The sequence below is a fragment of the Methylobacillus sp. DLP286 genome, from assembly GCF_056636515.1.
On the sequence record NZ_CM153145.1, the window covers coordinates 1,560,303 to 1,578,556 of the forward strand.

General features: G+C 59.6%; 20 protein-coding genes. 12 read left to right on the top strand and 8 right to left on the bottom strand.

The genetic code is table 11. The annotated features are described in order from the left end of the window. Positions 1-25 precede the first annotated feature (25 nt). From ribBA to ACWXTG_RS07585, 6 genes are read left to right on the top strand one after another with little or no spacing between them, the layout of a single operon-like run. Positions 26-1,111: a bifunctional 3,4-dihydroxy-2-butanone-4-phosphate synthase/GTP cyclohydrolase II gene (gene ribBA, locus ACWXTG_RS07560; RefSeq protein WP_309566405.1), complete on the top strand. Its 1,086-nt coding sequence runs from the start codon at positions 26-28 to the stop codon at positions 1,109-1,111. A 51-nt stretch (positions 1,112-1,162) separates the two neighbouring features. Continuing rightward, the gene (locus ACWXTG_RS07565; RefSeq protein ID WP_309566402.1) at positions 1,163-1,732 is read left to right on the top strand and encodes a YqgE/AlgH family protein; all 570 of its coding nucleotides are present in this window, start codon (positions 1,163-1,165) and stop codon (positions 1,730-1,732) included. After that, complete coding sequence (gene ruvX, locus ACWXTG_RS07570; RefSeq protein ID WP_480219504.1) at positions 1,725-2,165, top strand: Holliday junction resolvase RuvX; 441 nt, start codon at positions 1,725-1,727, stop codon at positions 2,163-2,165. The genes ACWXTG_RS07565 and ruvX overlap by 8 nt, the downstream gene beginning before the upstream one ends. After that, the gene (gene pyrR, locus ACWXTG_RS07575; RefSeq protein WP_480219505.1) at positions 2,162-2,686 is read left to right on the top strand and encodes a bifunctional pyr operon transcriptional regulator/uracil phosphoribosyltransferase PyrR; all 525 of its coding nucleotides are present in this window, start codon (positions 2,162-2,164) and stop codon (positions 2,684-2,686) included. The genes ruvX and pyrR overlap by 4 nt, the downstream gene beginning before the upstream one ends. Further along, entirely contained in the window at positions 2,686-3,639 is a 954-nt protein-coding gene (locus ACWXTG_RS07580) for an aspartate carbamoyltransferase catalytic subunit (protein WP_480219506.1), read from the top strand. The genes pyrR and ACWXTG_RS07580 overlap by 1 nt, the downstream gene beginning before the upstream one ends. Further along, positions 3,636-4,910, top strand: a complete 1,275-nt coding sequence (locus tag ACWXTG_RS07585) for a dihydroorotase (RefSeq protein ID WP_480219507.1) — start codon at positions 3,636-3,638, stop codon at positions 4,908-4,910. Before ACWXTG_RS07580 ends, ACWXTG_RS07585 begins: the two co-directional genes overlap by 4 nt. A gap of 49 nt (positions 4,911-4,959) precedes the next feature. Here ACWXTG_RS07585 and ACWXTG_RS07590 read toward each other — a convergent pair whose 3' ends face one another. From ACWXTG_RS07590 to ACWXTG_RS07605, 4 genes are all read right to left on the bottom strand, one after another. Further along, the gene (locus ACWXTG_RS07590; protein WP_407992964.1) at positions 4,960-6,411 is read right to left on the bottom strand and encodes an acetamidase/formamidase family protein; all 1,452 of its coding nucleotides are present in this window, start codon (positions 6,409-6,411) and stop codon (positions 4,960-4,962) included. Between the two features lie 180 nt (positions 6,412-6,591). Continuing rightward, complete coding sequence (locus ACWXTG_RS07595) at positions 6,592-7,344, bottom strand: TerC family protein (protein WP_309566391.1); 753 nt, start codon at positions 7,342-7,344, stop codon at positions 6,592-6,594. A 56-nt stretch (positions 7,345-7,400) separates the two neighbouring features. Continuing rightward, positions 7,401-8,537 (bottom strand): PilT/PilU family type 4a pilus ATPase, encoded by a 1,137-nt coding sequence (locus ACWXTG_RS07600; protein WP_309566389.1) that lies wholly within the window; start codon positions 8,535-8,537, stop codon positions 7,401-7,403. 18 nt (positions 8,538-8,555) lie between these two features. Continuing rightward, a complete protein-coding gene (locus ACWXTG_RS07605; protein WP_309566387.1) occupies positions 8,556-9,599 on the bottom strand; it encodes a type IV pilus twitching motility protein PilT in 1,044 nt (347 codons plus the stop codon). Positions 9,600-9,674: 75 nt separating this feature from the next. On the opposite strand from ACWXTG_RS07605, the gene ACWXTG_RS07610 reads away from it, so the two are divergent. Genes ACWXTG_RS07610 through ACWXTG_RS07620 form a run of 3 tightly spaced genes read left to right on the top strand, consistent with a single transcriptional unit; the run spans position 9,675 to position 11,798 of the window. Then, positions 9,675-10,382: a YggS family pyridoxal phosphate-dependent enzyme gene (locus ACWXTG_RS07610; RefSeq protein ID WP_309566385.1), complete on the top strand. Its 708-nt coding sequence runs from the start codon at positions 9,675-9,677 to the stop codon at positions 10,380-10,382. Next, complete coding sequence (proC, locus tag ACWXTG_RS07615; RefSeq protein WP_309566384.1) at positions 10,379-11,188, top strand: pyrroline-5-carboxylate reductase; 810 nt, start codon at positions 10,379-10,381, stop codon at positions 11,186-11,188. Before ACWXTG_RS07610 ends, proC begins: the two co-directional genes overlap by 4 nt. Positions 11,189-11,222: 34 nt before the next feature. Next, positions 11,223-11,798, top strand: coding sequence for a YggT family protein (locus ACWXTG_RS07620; RefSeq protein WP_309566382.1), 576 nt, complete (start codon positions 11,223-11,225; stop codon positions 11,796-11,798). Between the two features lie 70 nt (positions 11,799-11,868). Here the strand turns inward: ACWXTG_RS07620 and ACWXTG_RS07625 are convergent, their stop codons facing one another. From ACWXTG_RS07625 to ACWXTG_RS07635, 3 genes are all read right to left on the bottom strand, one after another. Next, positions 11,869-12,591: an NADPH-dependent F420 reductase gene (locus ACWXTG_RS07625; protein ID WP_309566381.1), complete on the bottom strand. Its 723-nt coding sequence runs from the start codon at positions 12,589-12,591 to the stop codon at positions 11,869-11,871. 215 nt (positions 12,592-12,806) lie between these two features. Further along, entirely contained in the window at positions 12,807-14,258 is a 1,452-nt protein-coding gene (gene rng, locus ACWXTG_RS07630; RefSeq protein ID WP_309566379.1) for a ribonuclease G, read from the bottom strand. A gap of 55 nt (positions 14,259-14,313) precedes the next feature. After that, positions 14,314-14,901, bottom strand: coding sequence for a Maf family protein (locus ACWXTG_RS07635; protein ID WP_309566377.1), 588 nt, complete (start codon positions 14,899-14,901; stop codon positions 14,314-14,316). A 187-nt stretch (positions 14,902-15,088) separates the two neighbouring features. Here ACWXTG_RS07635 and ACWXTG_RS07640 point away from each other — a divergent pair, with 187 nt between their 5' ends. Both ACWXTG_RS07640 and mnmA read left to right on the top strand, forming a co-directional pair. After that, entirely contained in the window at positions 15,089-15,532 is a 444-nt protein-coding gene (locus ACWXTG_RS07640; protein WP_309566458.1) for an NUDIX hydrolase, read from the top strand. 30 nt (positions 15,533-15,562) lie between these two features. Next, complete coding sequence (mnmA, locus tag ACWXTG_RS07645; RefSeq protein ID WP_309566376.1) at positions 15,563-16,645, top strand: tRNA 2-thiouridine(34) synthase MnmA; 1,083 nt, start codon at positions 15,563-15,565, stop codon at positions 16,643-16,645. Between the two features lie 47 nt (positions 16,646-16,692). Here mnmA and ACWXTG_RS07650 read toward each other — a convergent pair whose 3' ends face one another. Then, positions 16,693-17,304 carry a glutathione S-transferase family protein gene (locus ACWXTG_RS07650; protein WP_309566374.1) on the bottom strand — a complete coding sequence of 204 codons (612 nt, stop codon included), beginning with the start codon at positions 17,302-17,304 and terminating at the stop codon, positions 16,693-16,695. Between the two features lie 46 nt (positions 17,305-17,350). On the opposite strand from ACWXTG_RS07650, the gene nadC reads away from it, so the two are divergent. Then, entirely contained in the window at positions 17,351-18,223 is an 873-nt protein-coding gene (gene nadC / locus ACWXTG_RS07655; protein WP_480219508.1) for a carboxylating nicotinate-nucleotide diphosphorylase, read from the top strand. Positions 18,224-18,254: the final 31 nt, after the last annotated feature.

The following is an 18,254-nucleotide window of genomic DNA, read 5'->3' on the forward strand; positions in this document are numbered from 1 at the left end:
TCGGCATTCATCACTTACACACATCATGATCAGCCCAACCATAGAAATCATTGAAGAAATGCGCCAGGGGCGCATGGTAATCCTCGTTGACGAAGAAGACCGCGAAAACGAAGGCGACCTCGTGCTTGCCGCCCAGTTCACCACTGCCGAACATATCAACTTCATGGCGAAGCATGGCCGCGGGCTGATCTGCCTGACCTTGACGGAAGAGCGCTGCAAGCAACTCAACCTGCCCGCAATGGTGCAGAAGAACGGCAGCGGCATGGGCACCAATTTCACGGTATCCATCGAGGCCGCCACGGGCGTGACGACGGGGATCTCCGCCAGCGACCGGGCCAGGACGATACAGGCCGCAGTAGCGCCCAATGCGAAACCCGCCGACATTGTCAGCCCTGGTCACATATTCCCGGTGGCGGCGCAGAATGGCGGCGTGCTGGTGCGTGCCGGCCACACCGAGGCAGGATGCGACCTCTCTGCCCTGGCCGGCCTCACCCCTGCGTCCGTCATCTGCGAGATTCTCAAGGAAGATGGCAGCATGGCCAGGCTGCCGGACCTGATTAAGTTCGCCAAGCAGCACAACCTCAAGATCGGCACCATCGCCGACCTGATCCAATACCGCAACGAGAACGAGTGCCTGGTCAAGCGCGCCGCAGAACGTGAAGTCACTACGCCGTACGGCCCGATGCGCCTGATTGCCTATGCCGACATGATCGCCAAGGAAACCCACCTGGCGCTGGTCAAGGGTGAGATCACTCCCAACAAGGAAATCCTGGTACGCGTTCATGAGCCGCTTTCCGTGTTTGACCTCATCGACGAAAGTAGCCGCTCACATTCGTGGAACACCTTGCAGGCAATGCGCAAGATCCAGGAGGCCGACGCTGGCGTCGTCGTCTTGCTGCACAATGGCGAGAATGCGGAAGACCTGGTGGAACGCATCAAGTTTGCCGACGAGCCGGTGCGCACCCGCCAGGACCTGCGCAACTACGGCATAGGCTCGCAAATCCTGCTGGATCTCGGCGTGAAGAAAATGAAGCTATTGGCTGCGCCGCGCAAGATGCCGAGCATTGTCGGTTTCGGCCTGGAAATTACCGGCTACGTCGAGACGCCCTGACCGGCTGATGCAAGCCATGATGTGAGAATCGTTATGTGAGATAATAGCAGCGTGGAAAACGTTAATCTCACTGGTCAGTTTCTGGTTGCCATGCCCGCCATGACCGACCCCTATTTTGCAAAGTCGGTGACCTTCATCTGCGAACACAATGCCGACGGCGCCATGGGCATCGTCATCAATCGTCCTATCGACATGACCCTGCAGGCATTGTTCAAGCAACTGAACCTGCCGCTCTCCAGCCCACTGACGGATAAGCCCGTCTATTTCGGCGGACCGGTACAGTTGGATCGCGGCTTCGTCCTGCATCAACCGCTGGAAGACTGGGACTCCACCCTCAGCATCGACGGCGATACCGGCCTCACCACTTCCAAGGACATCCTGCAAGCCGTTGCCGAAGGCCACATTCCGCACAACTTCCTGGTCAGTCTCGGCTATGCCGGCTGGTCGGCAGGCCAACTGGAACAGGAGCTTGCGCAGAATGCCTGGCTGACGGTCGAGGCGACGCCGGAACAGCGCAATCACTTATTGTTCGGCTTGCCCGCGGAAGAAAAGGTACAGGCCACCATGGCACTGCTGGGGCTTGATTTCGCCCGCTTTGCGGAGGAAGCCGGGCATGCCTGAGCCGGTAGCCGGCCACCAAGGCTGCGTGCTCGGATTCGACTTCGGCGAAAAACGCATCGGCGTGGCAATCGGCGAACACCTGCTCGGCATTGCCCATCCGCTCGCGACCATCGATACCGAAGCCAATGACAAACGTTTTGCCGCCATTGCCGACCTCATCGAGGAATGGCAACCGGTGGCGCTGGTGGTCGGGCTGCCAAGCTACCTCAATGGCGACGAGCATGCGTTGACCCAGCTATGCCGCAGGTTTGCACGCCGCCTGGAGGGTCGCTTCAACCTGCCTGTCGCATTGGTCGACGAGCGCTTAAGCTCAGCGGAAGCCAGCCAGTCGCTCAAGCAAAGCGGCATCACCGGCCGCAGGCAGAAACCCATGCTGGACCAGGTGGCTGCGCAACATATACTGCAATCCTATTTTGACGGAATTGCCCCATGACATTGAACATTCAATTACCCGATGCAGAAGTGCTCCTCCTGACTCTGGAGCAGAAACTCGCCCCATTCATCCAGCCGAAAACCGCCATCGTGGGCATCCACAGCGGCGGCGCGTGGATTGCGGAGCGCCTGTTCCCCCGGCTGCAGTCATCCCATCCCGGCTGCTCGCTGGAATTAGGCATGCTCGACAGCTCTTTCTACCGGGACGATTACAGCCAGCGCGGCCTGCACGCGGACACGCGCCCATCGCAAATCCCATTCGACGTGGAAGAGCGCCACATCATCCTGCTCGACGACGTGTTCTACACCGGACGCACCATTCGCGCCGCCATGAACGAGCTGTTTGATTACGGCAGGCCCGCCAGCATCAGCCTGGCCGTACTGGTGGACCGCGGCGGCCGCGAATTGCCGATCTGCCCGCAGGTGGCTGCGCTGCAACTGGATATTCCACCCGATCAGAAATTACAATTATCCCGCGATGAACACCATCAACTCCAATTCAGCCTGGAGGCCAGTGCCTGATGCATAACCCTCAACTGACCAAGGACGGCAAGCTCAAGCACCTGCTCACGACGGAAGGGTTGCCCCGCACCATCCTCAACCAGATACTGGATACCGCCGAATCCTTCGTCGGCGTTGCCGAGCGCGAAGTCAAGAAAGTGCCTTTGCTGCGCGGCAAGACCGTCTGTAACATCTTCTTCGAGAACAGCACGCGCACCCGGACGACATTCGAAATCGCAGCCAAGCGCCTTTCGGCGGACGTCATCACGCTGAATGTGGGTACTTCCTCGCAATCCAAGGGCGAAACCATCCTCGATACCATCGACAACCTGACCGCCATGCATGCCGACATGTTCGTCGTACGCCATGCGGAATCCGGCGCGGCCCATTTCATCGCGCAGCATGTCGCCCCGCATATCCATGTCATCAATGCCGGCGACGGCCGACATGCGCACCCGACCCAGGGCCTGCTCGATGTCTTCACCATCCGCCGCTACAAGCCGGACATGCACAACCTGCGCGTGGCCCTGGTAGGCGATGTGCTGCACTCGCGCGTGGCACGCTCCGAAATCCATGCGCTCACTACGCTGGGCGTGCCCGAGGTTCGCGTCATCGCCCCCAAGACGCTATTGCCGCAACACGTGGAAAAACTAGGAGTGCAGGTTCACCATGACATGCGCGAAGGCCTGAAAGACGTGGACGTCGTCATGATGCTGCGCTTGCAGAACGAACGCATGAACGGCGCCTTGCTGCCCAGCGCTCAGGAATACTTCAAGTGTTACGGGCTCACGCCGGAAAAACTTGCCTTTGCCAAGCCGGATGCCATCGTCATGCACCCGGGTCCCATGAACCGCGGCGTGGAAATCGATTCCGCAGTGGCCGATGGCAAGCAATCCGTGATTCTTCCCCAGGTTACCTACGGCATTGCGGTACGCATGGCCGTCATGAGCATCCTCGCAGGAAACTCCGAATGAACATCCATATCAAGCAGGGGCGGCTGATCGACCCAAGACATCATGTCGATGCGGTACAAGACCTTTACGTCAGCAATGGCAAGATCGCAGGCACGGGCGATATGCCGGCGGACTTCAAGGCAGACCAGGTGATCGATGCCGACGGGCTGATCGTCTGCCCGGGCCTGGTGGACGTCTCGGTCCGCCTGCGCGAGCCCGGCAACGAATACAAGGCGTCGCTGAAGAGCGAACTTCATGCTGCGGTTGCGGGCGGCGTCACCAGCGTGGCCTGCCCGCCGGATACCGACCCGGTGCTCGACGAATCCGGCCTGGTCGAAATGCTGAAGCACCGCGCCAAGCAGCTCCATTTGAGCAATGTCTATCCCTTGGGCGCGCTCACCCGCCAACTCGCCGGCAAGCAGCTCACGGAAATGAGCGAGCTCACCGAGGCAGGCTGTGTCGGCTTTTCCCAGGCAGACGAGCCGATCGTCGATACCCTGGTGCTATGGCGCGCCCTGCAGTACGCCGCCACATTCGGCTTTACCGTCTGGCTGCGCCCGCAGGAGCCCTACCTGGCGCAAGGCGGGGTCGCGCATGACGGAGAGGTTGCCGCACGCCTGGGCCTCAAGACTATCCCAGTGGCTGCTGAAACCCTGGCGCTCGCCACCATCCTGCACATCGTCCGTGAAACCGGGGCCAAGGTGCACCTGTGCCGGCTTTCCAGCGCCGAAGGCGTCGCCATGGTGCGCGAAGCCAAGCAGCAAGGCCTGCAGATCAGTTGCGACGTCAGCGTCAACCACCTGCACCTCACTGAGCATGACATCGGCTTCTTCGACGCCAATTGCCACCTGAGGCCTCCATTGCGCAGCCAGCGCGACCGCGATGCCCTGCGCCAGGGCCTGGCCGACGGCACCATCGACCTCGCATGCTCGGACCATGCGCCGGTAGATGAAGACGCCAAGCTGGTGCCGTTCGGCGAAGCGGAGGCCGGCGCGACAGGTCTGGAACTGCTGCTGCCGCTGACGCTGAAATGGGCCGAGGAACAGAAGGTTGCCCTGGTCGACGCATTGGCGCGCATCACCAGCGCGCCAGCCACCAGCCTGGGGATCAGCCAAGGCCATCTGGAATTGGGCGCTCAAGCCGATATTTGCATTTTCGACCCGCAGCAATACTGGAACGTGAAAGCGGCAAACCTGCTGAGCCAGGGAAAGAACACGCCATTTAACGGCTTGGAGCTGGCAGGCAAGGTACGCTATACGCTGGTTAAGGGCGAGATTGCCTACAAGGACTAGCATCAGGCGCCCCGCCTCAAGCAGGACGCCTCACGCCAGCGAGCCAAACTTAGACATCGCGTGCCGGGAAAATACCTTTCTTCACCACGGCATGCACGCCCCAGTTGCCATCCACCACCTGGGTGACGCCGAAATCGACGCCGATCGACATCAGTGAAACCGCCTCGTCCTCGCTCAAATGCTGGGTATGCATGAGGAAATGCCGCATCTTGCGGAATGCGTCCTTGAGCGCGAGATCCAGCGAGGATTTGGAGAAGATGCTGTTTTGCGCGTCAGCGCCAAGCTCGGCCAGGTAGTTGGCATAACTGAAGCCGTGCAGCACCCATTCATCCTGGGTTTCCAGCAACGGATACTGCAGGCTTTCCAGTGCGGTCCCCGCCAAGTCGGCCTTCTTGTGCAGGATGAACTGGAAGGTGCCGGTCAAGGAGCACTCGATCGCGGTGCCGCACATTTCGGAATCGCCCTGCGAGGCATGCGGGTCGCCTACAGAGAACATGCCGCCCGGCACTGAAACCGGGTAATACATGGTCGCGCCCTTGCCGATGCGCCAATTGTCGATATTGCCGCCGGTATAGCTCGGCGGGATGGAGTTCACCATGTCGGCTTCCACTGGCGCCAACCCCATGGTGCCAAAATGCGGGCGTACCGGGACGCGGATATTTTTCAGCACGTCGTAATTCTTGCTGATGGTGCTGTGATCCACAGGCACGCCTGGGTAATCGACAATCGGGTGCACCACGCCGAAAGGATCGGTCTGCGGCGTCCAGCGGTAGTTATAGAATGCCCGGGCCCAGTTGCGCTCGCCTGTGGCATCCAGTTCATAGATCGTCACCACTTCGCGCTTCTTCGGCTCTTCTATCAGGTCGTTATAATGAAAACCCCAGTTGGCGGCAACATTGGAGCCGAAAGCCTTGCCCTTGAATTCGGGGTTGGCGCTCGGGCGCAAGGCCACATCGACAATCCGCACTTCCAGCACGTCACCCGGCTGCGCGCCCTTGACCGCAACCGGCCCGGTACAGATATGCACGCCCAGGCCGCCGCCGGCCCCCAGCTTGTGGTCCATCGGCCCTATGCCGCGCCGATCCACATTCTTGCGCTTGCTGTCCCAATAAAACACGCTTTCGGCGCCAGGGTCGCCCTTGACCATGAGCGATGCATCGTCATTGGAATGGTGGGTCAATGTCTCCATGGTGGCGAAGTCACCCGACTCAAGCTCCACAAGGGGTTTCAAGGATTTACTGAAGAACCCCCAATTCACGGTTTTATCGTTGGCGGGAATATAGTAATGGGTAGCATGCCCTGTGGAAGAACCAGACTTGGGCGTAGTCTGGCCAAAAGCACTGGCACTGATACCCATGCTTGCCGCAGAGGCGAGCACGCCGCCAACGGCAAAGTCGCGCATGAAATCGCGCCTGCCTTCCTGAAACTCCTGCTGGATTTCCGGGTTATCCGCTGCATGTGAATGATGACGGCACCCTTGCTGACAGACATGCTCACTCATTTGGCCAACTCCCATGATATTGAAAAGATCATTAGGAGCCAAAGCAATATGGATACCAAATGAGTGTATGTATAAAATTACATATTACTCAGCAAGATAGGCTGAAATAAATTTGCTTTCTTATATTGCTCCGCGCACCATGATTTAACGCCGTGCACTATTGCGGCACATGGCAAATCATTATTGCATCGGTTTCTTGCGCAGCTTTACCGGCTTTCTTTCACTCACGCGCTTGCGCATGCGGATGTTGAGCATTTCCACCGCCACCGAGAACGCCATCGCGAAATAGATGTAGCCCTTGGGCACGTGAACGTCGAACCCCTCCACCATCAGCGTGACGCCCACGAGGATCAGGAACGACAAGGCAAGAATCTTGATGGTGGGATGGTTGTCGACGAAATCGCCGATCGACTTGGCGGCAAACAGCATCACGCCGACCGCGATGATGATGGCCGTCGCCATGATGCCGACATGGTCGGCAAGCCCGACCGCGGTAATCACGGAATCCAGTGAAAAGACGATATCCAGCACCGCGATCTGCACCAGCACCATGCCCATGCTGTTGACCGCGACATGGCCGTCCCCATGCCCATCCATGCCCTCGAGGCTGTTATGGATTTCGTGGGTGGCCTTGGCGAGCAGGAACAAGCCGCCGCCGATCAGGATCAAGTCGCGGCCTGAAATTTCCACGCCCGCGATCTCGAACCAGGGCTTGGTCAGCCCCATGACCCAGGAAATGGAGAACAGGAGCGCCAGGCGCGCGATCATCGCCAGGCTGAGCCCGAGCCGCCTGGCGGTATTGCGCTGCTTTTCCGGCAGGCGGCCGACCAGGATGGAGATGAAGATGATATTGTCTATGCCTAGGACGATTTCCAGGGCGGTCAACGTTGCGAGTGCGATCCAGGCTTCGGGGCTTGCCAACCATTCCAGCATATCAAGCTTTCAGAAAAGAAATTGTGAATTGCCAGCAACCATGCCGGCATGGCAGGTTACACTATACCGAGATTATCCAATCCTGCGGAGAGGTCACGGTCTTTTGCATCCTTGCCTTCCAGCTTGATCCTGAGCCTGAGGTCGTTGACCGAATCCGCATTGCGCAAGGCATCCTCATAGGTGATGAGGCCAGCCTCGTGCAGGTCGAACAGCGACTGGTCGAACGTCTGCATGCCCAGTTCGCGAGACTTGGCGATAATGTCCTTGATCTCGTGCACATCCCCCTTGAAGATCAGGTCGGAAATCAGGGGCGAGTTGATCATGATTTCCATGGCAGCCACCCGCCCCGTGCTGTCTTTTCGGGCAATCAGGCGCTGGGAGACAAAAGCCTTCACGTTGAGCGACAAATCCATGAGCAGCTGGTGCCGACGCTCCTCGGGGAAAAAGTTGATGATGCGGTCCAGCGCCTGGTTGGTGCTGTTCGCATGCAGAGTCGCCATGCATAGGTGGCCGGTCTCGGCGAAGGCGATCGCGTAATCCATGGTTTCGCGGTCGCGGATTTCGCCGATCAGGATCACGTCGGGCGCCTGGCGCAAGGTGTTCTTGAGCGCGGTATGCCAGTTGTCGGTGTCGACGCCGATCTCGCGCTGGGTGATGATGCAGTTCTTGTGCTCGTGCACGAACTCGATCGGGTCTTCGATGGTGATGATGTGGCCGTGGCTGTTTTCATTGCGGTAACCGACCATCGCGGCCAGCGATGTGGACTTGCCCGAACCGGTGCCGCCGACGAAGATCACCAGCCCGCGCTTGGACTGCGCCACGTCCTTGAGCACTTCGGGCAGCCCCAGTTCCTCAAGGCGCGGAATCTTGGTGGTGATGGTGCGGAACACCAGCCCGACGCTGCCGCGCTGCACGAAGGCATTGACGCGGAAACGCGCCACGCCGGGCATGCCGATGGCGAAGTTGCACTCGCGCGTCGCCTCGAATTCCGCAGCCTGCTTGTCGTTCATGATCGCACGCGCGATCTCGCGCGCCTGCTGCGGCGTCAATGCCTGCTGCGTCACCGGCGTCATCTTGCCGTCGATCTTCATCGCGGGCGGATAGGCGGCCGTAATGAAAAGGTCGGATGCCTTCTTGCCCAGCATCAACCGCAACAGGTCGAATACAAACTTCTCCGCTTGCCCCTGATCCATGCTATTCCTTAATCCCGGTTAGCCGACGAAGGCATCCTTGTTGGCAGCCTTGGTTCTTGCCTCGGCCAGGGAAATCACGTTGCGTCGCACCAGGTCCTGCAGATTCTGGTCCAGTGTCTGCATGCCGACGTTCTGCCCGGTCTGGATCGCGGAATACATCTGCGCGATCTTGTTCTCGCGGATCAGGTTGCGGATCGCGGGCGTGCCGATCATGATCTCGTGCGCCGCCACGCGGCCTTGCTCATCCTTGGTCTTGCACAGGGTCTGCGAGATCACGGCGCGCAGCGACTCGGAGAGCATGGAGCGCACCATTTCCTTCTCCGCCGCGGGAAACACGTCGACGATACGGTCTATGGTCTTGGCCGCGGAACTGGTATGCAAAGTGCCGAACACCAAGTGGCCGGTCTCGGCGGCGCTGAGTGCGAGGCGGATGGTTTCCAGGTCGCGCATTTCGCCGACCAGGATCACGTCCGGGTCCTCGCGCAGGGCGGAACGCAAGGCATTGGCGAAAGACAGGGTGTGCGGCCCGACCTCGCGCTGGTTGATCAGGCATTTTTTCGAGGTATGCACGAATTCGATCGGGTCTTCCACGGTGAGGATATGGCCGAACTCGTTTTCATTGATGAAGTCGATCATCGCCGCCAGCGTGGTGGATTTGCCGGAACCGGTCGGCCCGGTCACCAGCACGATGCCGCGCGGGTTCTGCGCAATCTCGCGGAAGATAGGCGGACAGCCGAGCTGCTCCATGGTCAGCACCTTGGAGGGAATGGTACGGAATACCGCGCCCGCGCCGCGGTTCTGGTTGAAGGCATTGACGCGGAAACGCGCGAGGTTGGGAATCTCGAAGGAAAAATCGCACTCCAGCGTTTCCTCGTACACCTTGCGCTGGCCGTCGTTCATGATGTCGTACACCATGTCGTGCACTGCGCTGTGGTCCAGCGGCGGCACGTTGATCTTGCGCACGTCGCCATGCACCCGGATCAATGGCGGCATACCCGCCGAAAGGTGCAAGTCGGAAGCCTTGTTTTTGACCGAGAACGCCAGCAAATCAGAAATATCCAAAACAGGCTCCTGTTATAATTCCGCACCTGGCACGCAGGTGCCGGGATGGTTGCAATCATGAAGAATGGACGGATTATGGACACAATTGGCAAGCGCTGGCAAGCAATCAAGGCCCGTATCGGGGCCGCTGCGCTTGATGCCGGCCGGGCGCCGGATTCCGTCCGCCTGCTCGCGGTGAGCAAGGCGCATCCTGCCAGCGCCATCCGCGAAGTTTATACGCTTGGGCAACGCCAGTTTGGCGAGAACTACCTGCAGGAAGCGCTCGCCAAGCAGGAGGAACTCCAGGACCTAGCGATAGAGTGGCATTTCATCGGCCCGATCCAGAGCAACAAGACGCAGCCAATCGCCAGGCATTTCGACTGGGTGCACAGCGTGGACCGCGCCAAGATCGCAGACAGGCTCAATGCCGCCCGCGGCCCCGGCCAAGCGGCGCTGCAGGTGTGCATCCAGGTCAACGTCAGCGGCGAAGACAGCAAAAGCGGCACCAGCGCTGCCGACGCGATTGCCCTGGCAGACCATATCAGGCAATTGCCCAAACTGCGCCTGCGCGGGCTGATGGCGATTCCGGCCCCTACCCATGACCCGCAGGAACAACAGTCGCAGTTTCGCGCCGTACGTGACATCTACGACAGCCTGCAATCGGCCGGACACCACTTGGATACGTTATCCATGGGCATGTCCGAAGATTTTCCCGCAGCCGTTCAAGAGGGTGCGACAATAGTGAGAGTGGGCTCCGCCATTTTCGGGGCCCGGATCAAACCAACCACAGAACAATCAACATGAAAATCAGCTTTATCGGCGGCGGCAACATGGCGCGCGCGATTATCGGCGGCCTCAAGCAAAAAGGCTACAACATGGCCGCCATCAATGTCATTGAGCTTGATGCTGCAAAGCGGGAGCAATTGACGGAAGAATTCGGCATTCACGCCACCGAGCACCTGCCCAGCGTCGCCAACTCAGACATCATCGTGCTGGCTGTCAAGCCACAGCAATTACGCGACATGGCGATCTTTCTCGCCAGCTTCCTCAACCAGCAGCTCGTCATCTCGATTGCGGCCGGCATCACCTGCGACGCGCTCAGCCGCTGGCTGAACGGCTACAGCGCCATCGTGCGCGTCATGCCCAATACGCCGGCCCAGATCCAGGCCGGCGTATCCGGCCTTTATGCGACGGATGGCGTCAGCATAGAACAGCGCGAACAGGCCGACCTGCTGTTGTCTGCGGCGGGCAGCACATTATGGGTCGATGACGAGGGCAAGATAGATGCGGTGACCGCGATTTCAGGCAGCGGCCCGGCCTATGTATTTTATTTCATCGAGGCTTTGGAACAGGCGGCCCTGGACCTGGGCTTCGCTCCCGACCAGGCGCGCGCCTTAAGCCTGCAGACTTTCCTGGGAGCCAGCCGGCTGGCCAGCCAGAGCGATACGCCCGCCGCTGCGCTGCGCGCCCAGGTGACCTCCAAGGGCGGCACTACCGAACGCGCGATCCTCTCCATGGAGCAGGCCAACATCAAACAAGCCATTATCCAGGCAGCGCATGCCGCCGCTGAGCGCGCTCGCGAACTGGGCGAACAGCTAGGAAAGGACTAACCATGCTCAATACTATTTCATGCCGGGGGCTTGCATGATCAATAACGCCTTGCAGTTTCTGCTGCATACCATCCTCGGTTTGTTTACCTTGGCATTGTTGCTGCGCTTTTACCTGCAGCTGACCCGCGCGCCTTTCCACAATCCCGTTTCCCAGGCCATGGTCGCAGTGACCAACTTCGCGGTCAGGCCCGTCCGGCGCTTTATCCCGGGAATCGGCGGCCTCGACACTTCTACCCTGCTGCTGGCATTCATTGCGCAGTTCCTGCTGCAAGTGGGCTCGTTGTGGATACGCGACTTTCCCTTGCTCGTGGCGGACAACACCATCTGGATCGCCTTGCTGGGCCTGGCATTTGTCGGCTTGTTGAAGCTCAGCATCTACATCTTCCTTTATGCAGTGCTGCTTCAAGCCATTCTCAGCTGGATCAATCCCCACACCATCCTTACGCCTGTGCTGGATGCGCTTACCCGGCCGCTGTTGCGCCCATTGCGCAACCGCATCCCCACAGCCGGCGGTTTCGACCTAAGCCCTTTGGTCGTGTTCATCGTCGCGCAACTGGTCCTGATCGTATTCGTCACGCCGATGGAGCAGCAATTGCTGCGCTTGTTCTAAGAGCGTATTCCAAACTGCCTAAGACTCACCCCAAACAGCCAGCTGTTTGGGGTCTTCGGTCCTGCAAGGATCAACGTGCAACGCCGAGCTTTTTTGCCAGTTCGTCAGCCGTCAGGATATGCCCGAAGCCATCGGTTCCCATGGCGAACTTGTCCGCATCCTTCAACCCGCCTACGACCAGGGGATCGAAACCGGCCAAGGAGATCAATGCCTTGGCAACCTCCAGCGCCTGCTGGTCGTCGCCGGCAATCGGGATGGCGATGCGCGGCGTGTGGCCCGCATTGTCGGTGAATACGCGGTTGTTTGCGGCATTGAAGGCGCGCACGATGCGTGCGCCGGGCAGGTATTTGGCCGTGGTCACGCCGATGCCGTTGGCTTGCGTCTCTGGATATAGCGAACTACGGTTGGCGTTGCCTGCGTCGATCACAATCTTGCCCTTAAGCGCTGCGCCGTAGTCGCGGCCGATTTGCGGATAAGCCTCATAAGGCACGGCCAGCAAAATGGCATCGCCGAATGCAATCGCCTCTTCCACAGTGCCGGCGCGCGCCTTGGGACCCAATCTATCGACCAACGATTTCAGGCTTGAAGGATCACGTGAGGAAAACAGAACTTCGTGCCCTGCCTTCACCCATAAAGCACCGACCGCGCCACCCAGGTTCCCGGCGCCGATAGTGCCGATTTTCAGGGGCTGCCCTTCAGCCGCGAAGGCGGCATGTCCAACTAAGGGCAGAACGGCCAACAGGCCCAGGCCTCCTCCAAGCTGCAGGAGCTGTCTTCGGGATATGTTGCGCATGGCATTTCTCCTTGATCAAAACATGGTCCTATTCGAGTATAAATCCAGAAACAAGACCATGACAAAGCTCAAGGTAAAGCTTGCGCAAAAGAATGTAAGCGGAAGTAAGCCGGCATGGGCGCGGATGCCCGTACTCAGAGCCGATACGTAACGCAGCAGCGGCTACCCTGCCGGGACAACGTGTCCTATGAAAAGATCATGAACAGGCTCTAAACCTACATCAGCACGATATCGTAGGTTTCCTGCGCATAATGCGTTTCCGCCTGCAGCGAAATCGGCTTGCCGATGAAATCCGAGAGATTGGCCAGGCTCTGGGACTCCTCGTCCAGCAGCAGGTCAATCACCTTGGGCGCGGCCAGGATGCGGAACTCGCGGGCGGTGAACTGCTTGGCGTTGCGCAGCAGTTCGCGGAAAATTTCATAGCAAACGGTTTGCGCGGTTTTGACCTCGCCGCGCCCCTTGCAGGACGGGCAAGGCTCGCACAGCAGGTGCGCCAGGCTTTCGCGCGTGCGCTTGCGCGTCATCTCGACCAAGCCGAGCGTGGAAAACCCGTTCACGCCGGTACGCGCCCTGTCCTTGGCCACGGTCTTTTTCAGCTCGGCGAGCACGGCGTTTTGCTGCTCTTCCTCATCCATGTCGATGAAGTCGATGATGATGATGCCGCCGAGGTTGCGCACGCGCAGCTGGCGCGCGATGCATTGCGCGGCCTCGAGATTGGTCTTGAAGATAGTGTCTGACAGGCTGCGCCCGGTGACGAAGCCGCCCGTGTTCACGTCCACGGTGGTCAGCGCCTCGGTCTGGTCGAAGATCAGGTAGCCGCCCGACTTGAGCTCCACCTTGCGCGACATGGCCTTGTTGATCTCGTGCTCGACGTTGTACATGTCGAACAACGGGCGGGCGCCTTGGTAATGCTCGATGCGCTTCACCGCCCCCACCGCATAGTGGCTGGCGAAATCCAGCAGCTTTTGATAAGTCTCGCGCGAATCCACCAGGATGCGCTCCGTTTCTTCATTGACCACGTCGCGCAGCACGCGCATGGGCAAATCCAGGTCCTGGAACACCAAGGAACGGTCGGCAGCCCCATGGCTGGCCGCCTGGATATTGCTCCAGACCTTTTGCAGGTAATCGATATCCGCCAACAGCTCTTCATCGGTCGCCGCTTCCGACATGGTGCGGATGATGTAGCCGCCCTCGCGCTTTTCCGGCAGCAGGCGCAGCAGGCGCTCGCGCAGCAGTTCGCGCTCAGCCTCGTCCTCGATACGCTGCGATACGCCGATATGCTGCTGTTGCGGCAGATACACGAGGAAGCGGCCCGCAATGCTGATCTGCGTGGTCAGGCGCGCGCCCTTGGTGCCGATCGGCTCCTTGATCACCTGCACCATGACCGGCTGGCCTTCATGCAGCACTTCCTGGATGGCTTTTTCCTTCTCCGGGCTACAGCACTCCAGGATATCTGCCACATGCAGGAAGGCGGCACGCTGCAGGCCGATCTCGACGAAGGCCGACTGCATTCCCGGCAGTACGCGGCACACTTTGCCGCGATAGATGTTGCCCACCAGCCCCAGCGAGGTGGCGCGCTCTACGTGCAGCTCCTGCAATACACCCTGTTCGACGATCGCAACGCGGGTTTCCTGCGGGGTGACATTGATCAGTATTTCTTCACTCATGTTGATTGTTCTTGGATTCTCGATCTCTGGATGGTTAACCTAGGCCGGTTTCAACTCAGGCTGCCTGGCGTGGAATGGCAAATCCGCAATTTCTCAGCAGGTTCGCCGTCTCGAACAATGGCAATCCCATCACGCCGGTATAGCTACCCTCAATGCGTTCTATCAATGTCCCCCCCAGGCCTTGTATGCCGTAAGCGCCAGCCTTGTCCCGCGGCTCACCGCTGGACACATAGGCAGCGATCAGGTCATGACTCAATGTCGCCATCTTCACGCGCGTCGTTGACAACGCGACCTCCACGCCGCGGTTGCTTGCCAGCGCGACCCCCGTATGCACCTCATGCCAGCGGCCCGACATGGACGCCAGCATGGCATAGGCTTCCTCGTCGCTTGCCGGCTTGCCGAGAATGGCGCCATCGACGCATACCGTGGTATCCGCAGCCAGCACCGGCATATCCAGCGTTTGCAGGCTGGCCGCGCCGGCATGGGCTTTCTCGCGCGCGAGACGCAAGACGTAATCGGCAGCCGACTCCGCATTATATACAGACTCGTCTATATCGGAAGGGATGACGACAAACTCCACGCCGATTTGCTGCAACAGCTCTGCGCGCCTAGGTGAGCGGGAAGCGAGATAAATGCGTGTCATATTTGATGCACATGGCCTGTAATAGGTTGATATTGGGCGACGATACTACCCGATAGCCTTCGCCTCCAACAAGAAAGTTACAGCAGCACGCCGACGGCAATGCTGGCTTCACGATCAATCCCGCTGTAAAATTATGGGTTTACGTTATCTGGCTGCGGATGTGGCCAGTCGCCTGGTGAAGAAGTCCATGATCTGGAAACCCCATACCACTGTCGCCGCCATCGTAGAGCAGGACGGCCGTTTCCTCCTGGTGGAGGAAGAAACCGCGGACGGCATCCGCCTCAACCAGCCTGCCGGGCATGTGGAGAATGGCGAAAGCCTGCTGGAAGCCGTCGTCAGGGAAGCCCGCGAGGAAACCGCCTACCGTTTCACGCCGCAAAGCCTGCTGGGCATCTACCATTGGCGCCACCCGCTCAAGGACATTACCTACCTGCGGTTCGCCTTTATCGGCCATGTTGACGACCATCAGCCAGGCTTGCCCTTGGACGACGGCATCATCCGCGCAATCTGGATGACCCCGGACGAGATCCGCGCCAGCCAGGCAAGGCACCGCAGCCCGCAAGTACTCACTTGCGTCGAGCACTACCTGGCGGGACAGCGTTTCCCGCTCAATGTGATTACCCATTTATAGCGTTGCCATTTAGCAGATAGAACATCCATCATGAAGAAAAAAGTCATCGTCGGCATGTCCGGCGGCGTCGACTCCTCCGTCGCAGCACTATTGCTCAAGGAACAAGGCTACGAAGTCGTCGGCCTGTTCATGAAGAATTGGGAGGACGACGATACCGACGAATACTGCCCGGCCAAGCAGGACTTGATCGATGCAGCCGCCGTCGCCGACAAGATCGGCATCGAGATCGAGGCAGTGAACTTCAGCAAGGAATACAAGGAGCGCGTGTTCGCCAATTTCCTGGAAGAGTACAGCGCCGGCCGCACTCCCAACCCGGATATCCTTTGCAATTCCGAGATCAAGTTCAAGGCCTTCCTCGACCATGCCATGGCGCTGGGCGGCGACCTCATGGCTACGGGCCATTATGCCCAGGTGCGCGAGAAGAATGGCCTGTTCCAACTCATGAAGGCGGACGACGGCACCAAGGACCAGAGCTATTTTCTTTACCGCCTCAACCAGGCGCAGCTCTCCAAGACCCTGTTCCCGCTAGGCCACCTGCTCAAGCGCGAAATCCGCGAGATTGCGCGCCGCGCCGGCCTGCCCACCAGCGAGAAGAAGGATTCCACCGGCATCTGCTTCATCGGCGAACGCCCGTTCCAGGAATTCCTCAGCCGCTACCTGCCGCGCGCGCCCGGGGAAATCCAGACGCCGGAAGGCAAGGTCGTCGGCCAGCACAACGGCCTGATGTACTACACCATGGGGCAGCGCCAGGGGTTGGGAATCGGCGGCTCGAAGGAAAGCAACGGCGAGCCTTGGTTCGTCGCGGGCAAGGACATGCAGCACAACGTGCTGGTCGTGGTACAGGGGCACGACCACCCGTTGCTGCTCAATGACGGATTGGTCGCAGGCAACCTGCACTGGATCGCGGGAGAAGAGCCGAAAACCCATTGGGTCTATGCCGCCAAGACACGCTACCGCCAGCCGGATGCGCCTTGCGAAATCGACAAGCTGACAAGCGAGAGCGCGGACATCCGCTTCGGCCAGAAGCAATGGGCCATCACGCCGGGGCAGTCGGTCGTGGTCTATGAAAGCAATGTCTGCCTGGGCGGCGGCATCATCACGTCAGCCCTTTAACGCGCTCGGCTTCAGGGCTGTCTATATTCGCTTCCTGCCGCCTCCAATCAGGTCGCGGCTGGCGCAGTATCCTTGAATGAAGCCCGCTTCATCATGGCCGCATAGTGCTTGGCCAGGCTGGGATACTGCTGCTTCCAGTCCAGATGCTGGTAGCGCAGCTCCAGATAGCCCAGCATGCATCCCACGGCAATGTCAGCGAGGCTGAAGCTTTCATTGACGCACCATTTTTTCTTTTCAAGGTCTTGATCCAGGGTCTTGAGGCCGCGCTCCACCTTGCCTAGCTGCTTGACAATCACTGCCGGGTCCTGCGCCTCTTCCGGGCGGCGTCCCTCGATCACGGCCGCGATGGCCGCATCCGTCACGCCGTCAGCCAGCGCCTCCCATCGCCGGACAGCAATCTTGGCCGTATGGTCTTGCGGAATCAGGTGCGCCACCGGCGTGCGATGATCCAGGTATTCCACGATCACGCGCGAGTCATAGAGGCTGTCGCCATCCGGCAGGATCAGCACCGGGATCTTGCCCAGCGGATTATGGTCGTTGACCGGACAGTCCGGGTCGGCGAGCACAACCTGCACCATATCCACGTCGATGCGCTTTTCTGCGGCCACCACGCGCACCTTGCGCGCATATGGGCTGGTGTTGGAGTATAGGAGCTTCATCTTGAATAAGACTTGAGAGATGGATGACTGCATTATAATGTAAATCATGGACTCCACATCACAGCAAGCACTGCTCCCCAACGCCCTGCAAAAAGTCATCGAGGCGGATATCCTGCGCGCATTGGAAGAGGATGTCGGCGCCGGAGACATCACTGCCCAGCTGGTGCCCGCAGGCCAATTGGCAACCGCCACCATCCTCTCACGCGAAGATGCCGTAGTTTGCGGCATCCCCTGGGCAAGCGCAGCGTTCCGCCACGTCTCCAGGGAGATTGCGATCGAATGGCTGGTTCAGGAAGGCGACCTGGTCAAGGCCGGCAGCACGATCTGCACCTTATCCGGCCCCGCCCGCGCCTTGCTGACCGCCGAACGTTGCGCGCTCAACTTCCTGCAGACGCTTTCAGCGACCGCAACCGCCACGCGGCAATACGTCGACGCCATCGCCGGGACAAGCGCCCATATCCTCGACACGCGCAAGACATTGCCCGGGCTGCGCATCGCGCAAAAATACGCCGTGCGCATCGGCGGCGGGCTCAACCAGCGCATCGGGCTTTACGACGGAATATTAATCAAGGAAAACCACATCGCCGCCGCCGGGAGTATCGAGGCCGTGTTAACAAACGCCCGCGCACTGGATGCGGGCGTGCCTATCCAGATCGAGGTGGAAACCCTCGAACAACTGAGGATCGCGCTGAAAGCACGCGCCAAGCTGATCCTGCTCGACAATTTCGATATTCCGGCACTTGCCGAAGCCGTCAGGATCAACCGCGGACAAGCCATCCTCGAAGCGTCCGGCGGCATCGACATCCACAATGTGCGCGAAATCGCCCTGACCGGGGTCGACCGCATTTCCATCGGCAGCCTGACCAAGCATGTGCACGCGATCGACCTTTCCATGCGCTTCCAGCCGGAAACGGCTTGACGGACACGTTGCATTGCATCGACTTTTGCTG